8 protein-coding genes are annotated in these 9,352 nt (G+C 71.3%); 3 read left to right on the top strand and 5 right to left on the bottom strand.

What is annotated here, in order from left to right; translation table 11 throughout:
- A partial coding sequence (locus V7053_RS16120) for a response regulator (protein WP_334173290.1) occupies window positions 1-389 on the bottom strand: 389 nt, incomplete at its 3' end.
- Window positions 390-602: 213 nt separating this feature from the next.
- Here V7053_RS16120 and V7053_RS16115 point away from each other — a divergent pair.
- From V7053_RS16115 to V7053_RS16105, 3 genes are all read left to right on the top strand, one after another.
- Entirely contained in the window at window positions 603-938 is a 336-nt protein-coding gene (locus V7053_RS16115) for an SHOCT domain-containing protein (RefSeq protein ID WP_334173289.1), read from the top strand.
- Between the two features lie 94 nt (window positions 939-1,032).
- Window positions 1,033-1,674 (top strand): winged helix-turn-helix domain-containing protein, encoded by a 642-nt coding sequence (locus V7053_RS16110; protein WP_334173288.1) that lies wholly within the window; start codon window positions 1,033-1,035, stop codon window positions 1,672-1,674.
- Window positions 1,671-2,393, top strand: a complete 723-nt coding sequence (locus V7053_RS16105; protein ID WP_334173287.1) for an SRPBCC domain-containing protein — start codon at window positions 1,671-1,673, stop codon at window positions 2,391-2,393. The genes V7053_RS16110 and V7053_RS16105 overlap by 4 nt, the downstream gene beginning before the upstream one ends.
- A 32-nt stretch (window positions 2,394-2,425) precedes the next feature.
- On the opposite strand, the gene V7053_RS16100 is transcribed toward V7053_RS16105, so the two are convergent.
- The 4 genes from V7053_RS16100 to V7053_RS16085 all read right to left on the bottom strand — a co-directional run.
- Window positions 2,426-2,968: a sugar O-acetyltransferase gene (locus V7053_RS16100; protein ID WP_334173286.1), complete on the bottom strand. Its 543-nt coding sequence runs from the start codon at window positions 2,966-2,968 to the stop codon at window positions 2,426-2,428.
- Between the two features lie 32 nt (window positions 2,969-3,000).
- On the bottom strand, window positions 3,001-3,882 hold the full coding sequence (locus V7053_RS16095) for a DNA-formamidopyrimidine glycosylase family protein (RefSeq protein ID WP_334173285.1): 882 nt from the start codon (window positions 3,880-3,882) through the stop codon (window positions 3,001-3,003).
- 76 nt (window positions 3,883-3,958) lie between these two features.
- Window positions 3,959-8,872: an ATP-dependent helicase gene (locus V7053_RS16090; RefSeq protein WP_443022653.1), complete on the bottom strand. Its 4,914-nt coding sequence runs from the start codon at window positions 8,870-8,872 to the stop codon at window positions 3,959-3,961.
- 73 nt (window positions 8,873-8,945) lie between these two features.
- The coding region (locus V7053_RS16085) for a DUF4232 domain-containing protein (RefSeq protein ID WP_334173283.1) at window positions 8,946-9,352 on the bottom strand (407 nt) is incomplete at its 5' end.

The following is a 9,352-nucleotide window of genomic DNA, read 5'->3' as shown; positions in this document are numbered from 1 at the left end:
AGCGCTGAGATGAGCTCGGTGCCGCGGATCTCCTTGAGCACGTATCCGCTCGCCCCGGCGAGGATCGCGCCGCGGAGGGACTGCTCGTCGTCGTAGCTTGTGAGCATCACGCAGGGGAGCGAGGGGTCGACGGCGTGGACGTCGCGGCACACCTCGATGCCGGTTCCGTCGGGGAGCCGCACGTCGAGGACTGAGACGTCTGGACGGAGGGCCGGGATCCGCCGCGCTGCCTCGGCTGCGCTGCCCGACGTTCCCACCACCTCAAAGCCCTCGTCTTCGAGGAGTTCCTGAAGTCCTCGGCGCACGAGCTCGTGGTCGTCGAGGATGAAGACTCGCAGCTTCGCCGAAGGCTCCGAGCCCCGTGTAGCCCGTGCTGCATCCAATTCCACAGCGTTCCTCCGTCTGCCGGTCCGGTCCCGTCGTCGGCACCGGTTGCATCATTTTGTGCCTGTCCATGTGCTGAGGACTAGGGACTAAGGGCCAACGGCCTTACTCTGTCATCACGGCGCTTCGGCGTCACGAAAGCGCGAATCCCGCTGGCGGGCGTCCCGCGATCTGGTTCGAGCCCGGAGGTTTCGATGCTTCGCTGGGGCGGAGTGGGGATGGGCGCATTGTTCGTCGTCATCCTGCTTCTGATTGTTGTTGCCCTACTCGTGGTGATTGCCGTGCGGCTGTTCATGCATCAGCCGGGGCATGGCGCCGGGCGCGTCCCGCCCGGAGGCGTTCCTCCTCTCCCGGACCACCCGCCGGGCCAGCAACCGCCGGGCCAGTACGAGCCTGCTCCGGAGCAGCCCGGCCCCAACCCGCCGGCTCCGTTCGCCCCAACTCCCGCCCCAGCTGGCCGCAGCCGCGCCCGGAGGATCCTCGACGAACGCCTCGTGAGCGGGGAGATCACCCCTGAGCAGTATCGGGAGCTGCGGCAGACCCTCGAGGAATAGCGTTGCGCCGTCAGCTCCGCAGGGTGCTGACGGCGCAACGTGGACGGCATAAGTTTCCTTGACAAAAAGATTTGTCGGTAGCCACACTGGACGTATGCAAGACGTCGTCGTGATCGAGGATGCAGCCGCTGCCGCCGCCAGCCTCGACCCGCTTCGGGCGAGGCTCCTCCGGGAGCTCGCCACGCCGTCCTCCGCCGCCGGCCTCGCCGCCAGAGTGGGGCTCCCGCGGCAGAAGGTCAACTACCACCTGCGCGCCCTTGAGGAGCACGGCCTCGTCGAGCTCGTCGAGGAGCGCCGCAAGGGCAACGTCATGGAGCGCGTGCTCCAGGCGACGGCCGCCTCGTACGTCATCTCGCCGGCCGCGCTCGCGGCCGTCGAGCCGGACCCCACTCGCTACCGCGACCGTTTCAGCGCCTATTGGCTGCTGGCGCTCGCCTCCCGCATGGTCCATGAGGTCGGGCGGCTCATCGTGGGGGCGACGGCCGCGAAGCAGCAGCTTGCGACCTTCGCGGTCGACGGCGAAATCACCTTTGCGTCCGCGGCGTCGCGCGCCGCCTTCGTCGAGGAGCTGGCGGCCGACGTCGCCCGGCTCGCCACGAAGTACCACGACGCCAAGGCAGCGGGCGGCCGGCCGCATCGCGTCATCGTCGCCCTCCATCCCAGCCTCAAGAAGGATCCGAGCCCGGAACCGGGCGAGGCCCTGCAAGCATCAGAAAGCCAGGAGATTCAGCCATGAACCACGAATTCACGATCGTCCACGACGGCGTCCTCCGGGCTACGCCCGAGCAGATCTGGCAGGCGGTCACCGACGACACCGCGTCGTGGATGTTCCCGACCGACCAGTGGCCGGCTGTCCGCACGGTCGACGAATACCCGACCCACCTCGTTTCCCGGATGGAGGGCCCCAACGGCTGGTACAACCAGCTCGAACATGTCATCAGCCCCGGCCCGGACGGGACCGAGCTGCACTACGTCCACTCCGGCGTCATGACGGACAACTGGGAGCAGCAGTACGACGGCGCAGCCAAGCACACCGTCTTCTACCACCACACCCTCGGCCAGTACCTTGAGCACTTCTTCGGCCGCGCGGTCGCGTTCAGTGACGTGCGGGGCCCGGATGCCGCCGCGGACGCCGACGCGTTCAAGCGCCTCGTCGGACAGCTGGGCCTCGATGGGGCGATGGAGGGCGAGAAGCGGGAGCTCGAACTGCCGGGCCTCGGCGCACCTTCCCCGACGCTTGTCGAGACGACCGTCGATTTCCGGAACGAGAACTTCCTGGGGCTCCGGACGCCCGACGCGATGGTGCGCGTCTTCGGTCGCAACGCGTTCGGCGATCGGGTGGGCCTCACCGTCCACGACTTCTCCCTCGACGCCGCGTCGGCGGAGGAGCGGGCTGCACGGGCAGAGGATAACACCGCGGCCTTCACGGAGTGGCTCGGCGGGATCTACGCCTGAGACCCATCGGGCGAACCCAGCTGGGCGCCCTTTCACCACTGTCGGCGCACCGTGGCCTTGGTCCCGGTGACGAGGCTCGCTGGCGGGACGTCGTCGGCCACCACGGCGCCTGCGGCGATCACCGAGTCGCGGCCGATGCTGACGCCGGGCAGGATCGTGGCGCCGGCCCCGATCCAAACGTTCTCCGCGATGTCGATGGGAGCGCCGGTCAGCCACATCCGCCGCTCCTCGGGATCGACGGGATGCCCGCTCGTGATGAAGGTGGCCTTCGGGCCGATCATGACCCTCTCGGCGATCCGTATCCCGGCATAGTCGAGGAACGTGCAGCCCTGATTGATGAAGACCCGTTCGGCGAGTTCGAGATTGAGGCCATGGTCGGTGTAGAAGGGCGGGTAGATCGTCACGCGCGGCGGAAGCGGGCGGCCCAGGATCTGCTCGAACAGTTCGGCTTTGGCCGCCTCGTTCTCGAACGGCAGGACGTTGAGGCGCGAGGTCAGCTCGGTGACGCGCAGGACCCTCTCGCTCATCGCAGTGAACTCGGGACTGTGGATGCGCATGAAAGGATCACGGGGCATTTCACCATCCTCCCCCGCGCGGTGGGAGCCGATCAGGAGACACGCTCCGGCTGGGCAGCGGGGGGCGCTGGCTGGCAGCGCGGGCAGAAGTAGATGTCGCGCTCGCGCTGCACAGCCGTTCCCGTGCCGGCCTCTGCGGGGGAAGGTTCGCCGAGCAGAGCGTGCTGGATCCTCGTGCGGCAGCGCCGGCAGGGCTGCCCGGCACGGCCATAGACCCAGGAGTCCCCGCGCGGGCCGAAGCCGCCGGTTGTGTTCCGCGACCCACGGTTCCGGTTCGCCTCAAGCAGCCGCTTGGCCATCGCAACGAGGCCGTACAGATCCGGGACCGCCGAGACGGGCGTGGCTGGGTGCACCCGCGCGAGGAAACAGGCCTCGTTCCGATAGATGTTCCCGATGCCCGCAAGGTTGCGCTGATCGAGGAGCGCGAGTCCGATGGGCCGGTCCGGCTGGGCGCGGAGGTTGGCCTCGGCGACCTCGGGATCCCAGTCCGGGCCGAGGAGGTCGGGGCCGAGATGGCCGACGACGGTGTGCTCCTCCGCGGTCGGAATCACCTCGAGGACCCCGAGGGAGAAGCCGACGACGCTCGTGCCGTCCTCGGCACGCAGCACGGCCCGCGCGGTGTGCGCCGGCTTCCGCCATCGTTCGCCGCTCGCGTAGACCTGCCAGCTTCCCTCCATCTTGAGGTGGGAATGGATGCTGAGGGGCGCGGAACCTGCCCTCGGGTCGGCGTCTTGCGGTGGGGAGAGCCGGTGGAGCAGGTGCTTTCCCCGCGAGACGACCTCGAGGACGGTCCAGCCGGCGAGGTCGAGCGTCGCGAAGGCGGGCACGCGGAAGTCGGTCTGCGCGAGCCGCTTCCCGGCGAGGGCGGCGTGCATGCGGGTCGCGGCCTGCCAGACGTTGTCGCCCTCAGGCACGGCGGGCTCCGCGCGTCATCTCAGGCACGGCGGGCTCCGCCCGTCATCTCAGGCACGGCGGGCTCCGCCCGTCATCTCAGGCACGGATCCGTACCCCCCGCGGTGTCGAATAGGCGCCAGCGGCTGTGAGCGCGTGTGCGAGGGGCGTGTCGAGCAGGTCCCGTCCGTTGACCTTCTCCATGACGAGCTTGTCGACCGCGCCGGACCGGACGACGCCGACGAGCGCCGAGGCCGCGGGGCCCAGCACGTCGCCGTCGTCCGTGAAGGCGAGCAGGGTCTTGCCGCCGCGTTCGACGTAGAGTGCCAACGCGCCGTCGACCGTGACGACGAGCGCGCCCGCCTTCCGCCCGGGGCGGTGCCCCGTCGCGGCATCGGGAACGTCCGGCCACGCCAGGGCCGCGCCATAGGGGTTGGCGGGGTCGGTAGCGGCGAGGGCGAGGGCAGCGCGGGGGACGCCTGGCTCCAGCCCTCCGCCTGCTCCGGTCTCGTCCCGGACGTAGGAACGCAGGCGGTCGACGGTCGCGGGCACGGCGAACTGCGCCGCGCCCAGACGGTCCACGAAGTACCCTCGGCGGCACTTGCCGGCCTCTTCGAGCCGCGAGAGCACCTTGTACAGGAGCCCGAATCCGCCGGGAATCTCCTCGGCCGTGACGGAGCCGCGGGTGAGGACCCCGTAGCGGTCCATGAGCAGCTCGGCAAGGGCGTGCGCCTTGACGGTCGGGTCGAGTTCGAGGTGTCGCACGGCCGACCAGCGGCCCGCGGCCATCGGCGGAGCCGCGGACGACGGCGCGTCGAACCCGAGCCCGGTCACGGCCCCGAGGCGCCCCACTCGGGGGAGCCGGCCGCCACGGAGAGCGGAACCGCCGAGCGTCCCGCGCCCGCCCCCATAGGTGCGGGCGCGCGGCGTCCGCGAGGGCTGTCGGTGGGCGGTGTGACCGGCGTCGAGCATCGCCCGGACGGGGCCGAACGTGTCCCCGGTGACCCGACCTGCCCAGACCAGGTCCCAGAGCGCTTGGATCGCGGCCTCGTCCGAGAGCACCGAATCCATGCCGCCGGCCGCCTCGGCGACCTGGCGGAAGAAGTAGCCGCCCCCACCCGCGAGGAAGTCGAGGATGCGCTCCTGCACCGCGTCGGGGGCGAAGTCCGGGTCGGGCGCGAGGGTGAGCGGGGCTGATTCGGTGACGTGCAGGCTCACCCAGCCGTCGTTGCCCGGCAGCGCGCCGGCACCCGTCCAGAGGATTTCCCCGCTCGCCATGAGCTCGTCGAGCAGCGCCGGCGAATAGTCCTGGATCCGACTGCGCAGGATGAGGGGTTCCCACGCGCTCGCCGGGACCGGAACGCCGGCGAGCTGGTCGACCACGGTCAGGACGCCGTCGTGCCCTCGCAGCGACCCCCGTGGTCCGCCGCGCGTCCCAGGTTCTTGGCCGACGTGCTGCCACGCGGCGAGGAAGCGGGCGAAGGCGGGCTGGTCGACGGGCTCGACGTCGGCCCGGAGCGCCGCGAGCGAGCGGCGCCGGATCCGGCGCAGCACCTCGGCGTCGCACCATTCGCCGGGACCGCCGGTGACGGGTGCATCCCCGGTCGTGGGGCGGAAGGTCCCCTCGATGACGCGGCCGTCCGCGGCCAGGCGCTTGAGCGTCCCGTGCACGACGGCGACCCCGAGCCCGAGCCGGGCGGCCGCCTCTCCCGCGGTGAAGGGACCGTGCGTCCGCGCGTATCGCCCGACCAGATCGCCGAGCGGATCCGCGACCGGCTCGATGAACGCGAGCGGAACCCCAATCGGCAGCGGGACACCCAGCGCGTCCCGCAACCGGGAGGCGTCCTCGATCGCGGCATAGCGCTCCGCCCCGGCAATGGAGACCACAAGGGCCCGTTTGCTGACCACCAGCTCCTCGAGGTGCCGGGTCGCCTCCTCGAGATGAGCCTCCCCGGCCTGCCCGGAGACGCGCAGCCGAGCAGCGACTTCGTCGGCCGAGAGCGGCCCCAGGAGACGCAGGAGATCAGCGGCGCCCTCGAGCCCGGAGAGCTTCCGATCCTCCGCGAGCCGCTGCAGCTCCTGCTCGGACTGCTCGATGATGCGCCCGTCGAGGAGTTCGCTCAGCTCGGCGCGGCCGAGGAGTTCGTTGAGGAGAGTCGAGTCGAGGGACAGCGCGGCGGCTCGGCGCTCGGCGAGCGGCGAATCGCCCTCGTACAGGAACTGGGCCACGTATCCGAAGAGGAGCGAGCGGGCGAAGGGCGACGGCTGCTGCGTGGTGGTCTCGACGAGCCGGAGCTCGCGGCGCTGCATCGCGCCGGCCACGTCCTTGAGGGCTGGGAGGTCGTACACGTCCTGGAGGCATTCGCGGACGGCCTCGAGGATGATGGGGAACTGGGGGAACTTCTTCGCGACGTCGAGCAGCTGGGAGGCGCGCTGGCGCTGCTGCCAGAGCGGCTGCCGCTTCGCGGGGTTCTGCCGGGGGAGGAGCAGCGCACGCGCGGCGCACTCGCGGAACCGGGCTGCGAAGAGCGCAGAGCCGCCGACCTCGTCCGTCACGATCCCCTCGAGCTCCTCAGGCTCGAAGACGAACAGCTCGGCCCCGGGCGGCTCGTCCTCCATCATGGGCACGCGCAGGACGATCCCGTCGTCGGCCGCCATCGCGGAACCGTCGACTCCGTACCTCTGGCTCAGCCGCTGCCCCACCGCGAGCGCCCACGGGGCGTGCACCGGCATGCCGAACGGCGAGTGCAGCACGACGCGCCAGTCGCCGAGCTCGTCCTGGAAGCGCTCGACGACGAGCGTCCGGTCGCTCGGGACGACGGACGTGGCCTGCTTCTGCTCGTCGAGGTACTGCAGGAGGTTCCCGGCGGCGAACGCGTCGAGCCCTGCGGCCTCGATCCGCTCGAGCGCGCGCTCGCGGTCCGCCCCCGACACCTCGCGCTGGAACGCGCCGAGGGCGCGGCCGAGCTCGACGGGCCGCCCCACGCCGTCGCCCTTCCAGAACGGGAGCTTGCCCGGCTGGCCGAAGGCGGGGGAGACGAGGACCCTGTCGTGGGTGATGTCCTCGATCTTCCAGCTCGTCGCGCCGAGCGCGAAGACGTCGCCCACGCGCGACTCGTACACCATCTCCTCGTCGAGTTCGCCGACCCGCCGTCCGCCGCGTGCGGCCTCCCGCGCTGACCCCTCAGCCTCCGAGCCCACGATGTAGACGCCGAAGAGTCCGCGGTCCGGGATCGTCCCGCCCGAGGTCACCGCGAGCCGCTGGGCACCGGGACGCCCCTCGATCGTGCCCTCCTCGCGGTCCCACACGATGCGCGGGCGAAGCTCGGCGAACTCGTCGCTCGGATACTTCCCCGAGAGGAGATCGAGCGTGGCGTCGAAGGCAGAGCGCGGCAGCGTCGCGAAGGGCGCGGAACGGCGGACGACGTCGAACCACTCCTCGACGTCGATCGGACCGAGCGCCGTGGCCGCCACGGTCTGCTGCGCGAGGATGTCGAGCGGGTTCGCGGGGATGCGCAGCGCCTCGATCTGGCCCGACAGCATGCGCTCGACCGTGATCGCCGTGTGCACGAGGTCCGCGCGGTGCTTGGGGAACAGCACGCCCTGGCTCACCTCGCCGACCTGGTGCCCAGCGCGCCCCACGCGTTGGAGGCCCGAGGCGACCGACGGCGGCGACTCGACTTGGATCACGAGGTCCACGAGGCCCATGTCGATGCCGAGCTCGAGGCTGCTCGTCGCGACGACACAGCGCAGCCGACCCGATTTGAGGTCGTCCTCGATCTGCGCCCTCTGCTCCTTCGAGACCGAACCGTGGTGTGCGCGGGCCAGCACCGGGTCCGCACCCGCCGTCTGCCCGGCCTGCGCCATCATCTCCGCGGGCGTCCGGGTCGCGGCCACGGCCGGCGCATCCGCTTGGCCGCCCGGCTCATCCCACACGCTCGGTTGGAGCCGCTCGGCATAGATCTCGTTGAGCCGGCCCGTGAGCCGTTCGGCGAGGCGCCGCGAGTTCGAGAACACGATCGTCGAGCGGTTCGCGAGGACCAGATCGACGATCTTCTCCTCGACATGAGGCCAGATCGAAGCCTGCGGCTGGAGCCCGCTCGCGGGGCCCATGTCGTGGGCGGCCGCGGCGCCCTGCAGGTCGCTCATGTCCTCGACGGGGACCGTCACCGTGAGTTCCCACGTCTTGGCGGCCGGCGGTGCGACGATCTCGCACGGCGCGTGGCCCGCGAGGAACTGTGCGACCAGCTCGCGCGGCTCGACGGTCGCCGAGAGCCCGATCCGCTGCGCGGGCTTCGGCAGGAGCGCGTCGAGTCGCTCGAGCGAGACGGCGAGGTGGGCCCCCCGCTTCGTGCCTGCGACGGCGTGCACCTCGTCCACGATCACGGTCTGGACCTCGCTCAGCGTCTCCCGAGCCTGCGACGTGAGCATGAGATAGAGGGACTCGGGCGTCGTGATGAGGATGTCGGGCGGGTTGCTCAGGAGCGCGCGGCGGTCGGACGCGGTCGTGTCTCCCGAGCGTACGCCCACGCTCACCTCAGGTGCCGGGACGCCGAGGCGCCGCGCCGTCTGCGAGATGCCGATGAGCGGGGCCCGCAGGTTGCGTTCGACGTCGACGCCGAGCGCCTTGAGCGGGGAGATGTACAGCACCTTGGTGAAGTTCTTGGGTCCCCTGCCTTGGGCCGAACGACGGCGGGGCCGCGCCAAGCCCGGCAGGGCGCCGTCGTCGTCCGGGTCAGCCGAGGCGACCGCGGCGCCCGCTGGACCGCGAGGCTCGGGGGCGTCGTGCCGCATGAGCCGGTCGAGGGACCACAGGAACGCCGCCAGGGTCTTGCCGGAGCCGGTGGGCGCGACGACGAGCGCGTGCCGTCCGGAGGAGATCGCCTCCCATGCGCCCGCCTGGGCGGGCGTCGGTTCACGGAAGGCGCCGAGGAACCACTCGCGGGTCGCCTCGCCGAAGCGCTCGAGGACGGCGCGGCCGGCGGCCGGTGCGGGGGTCGCGCTCCGAGCCATCATGCGTCCATCATGCCGCACCCCGCCGACAGAAGAGCGGCCGGACGACCGGAGGCGAGGGGCCTCCGCACTGCTACATCGGCTGGAACGCCTTGACGGTCAGGAGGTGGATGTTCGTCTCGCTGCAGGCCGTCTCCGGCTGCGCGATGAAGACCGAGCCGTAGTCCTCCGGCGGGTAGATGCGGATTCCGGCGGCCTGGACCTGAGTGCAGCTTCCGCCGTAGAGGCCGGGCTGGGTGTAGCCGAAGTCGGCGCCGCCGGACTGTCCCGGCTGGAGGACGATGTCGGTCACGGGTGCCGAGGAGTCGCGGTCGGCGGGGGCGCCGAGGGGGTTGCCGGTCGGACCTGCCGTGAGCGAGACGCCCGCGAAGCCGCTCAGGAGGCACGGGGTCGAGCTCGTGTTCGTGAGGACGATCTTGGAGTACACGTGCCCGGCCGCGCCGCCCGCGCCCGCGCCGAGCGAGGCCTTGAGCTGGGTCG

It is taken from the genome of Sinomonas sp. (assembly GCF_036848755.1).
Taxonomy (GTDB): Bacteria; Actinomycetota; Actinomycetes; order Actinomycetales; family Micrococcaceae; genus Sinomonas.
Note: the sequence above shows the minus strand (reverse complement) of the source record. Positions and strands in the feature narration are given on the sequence as shown.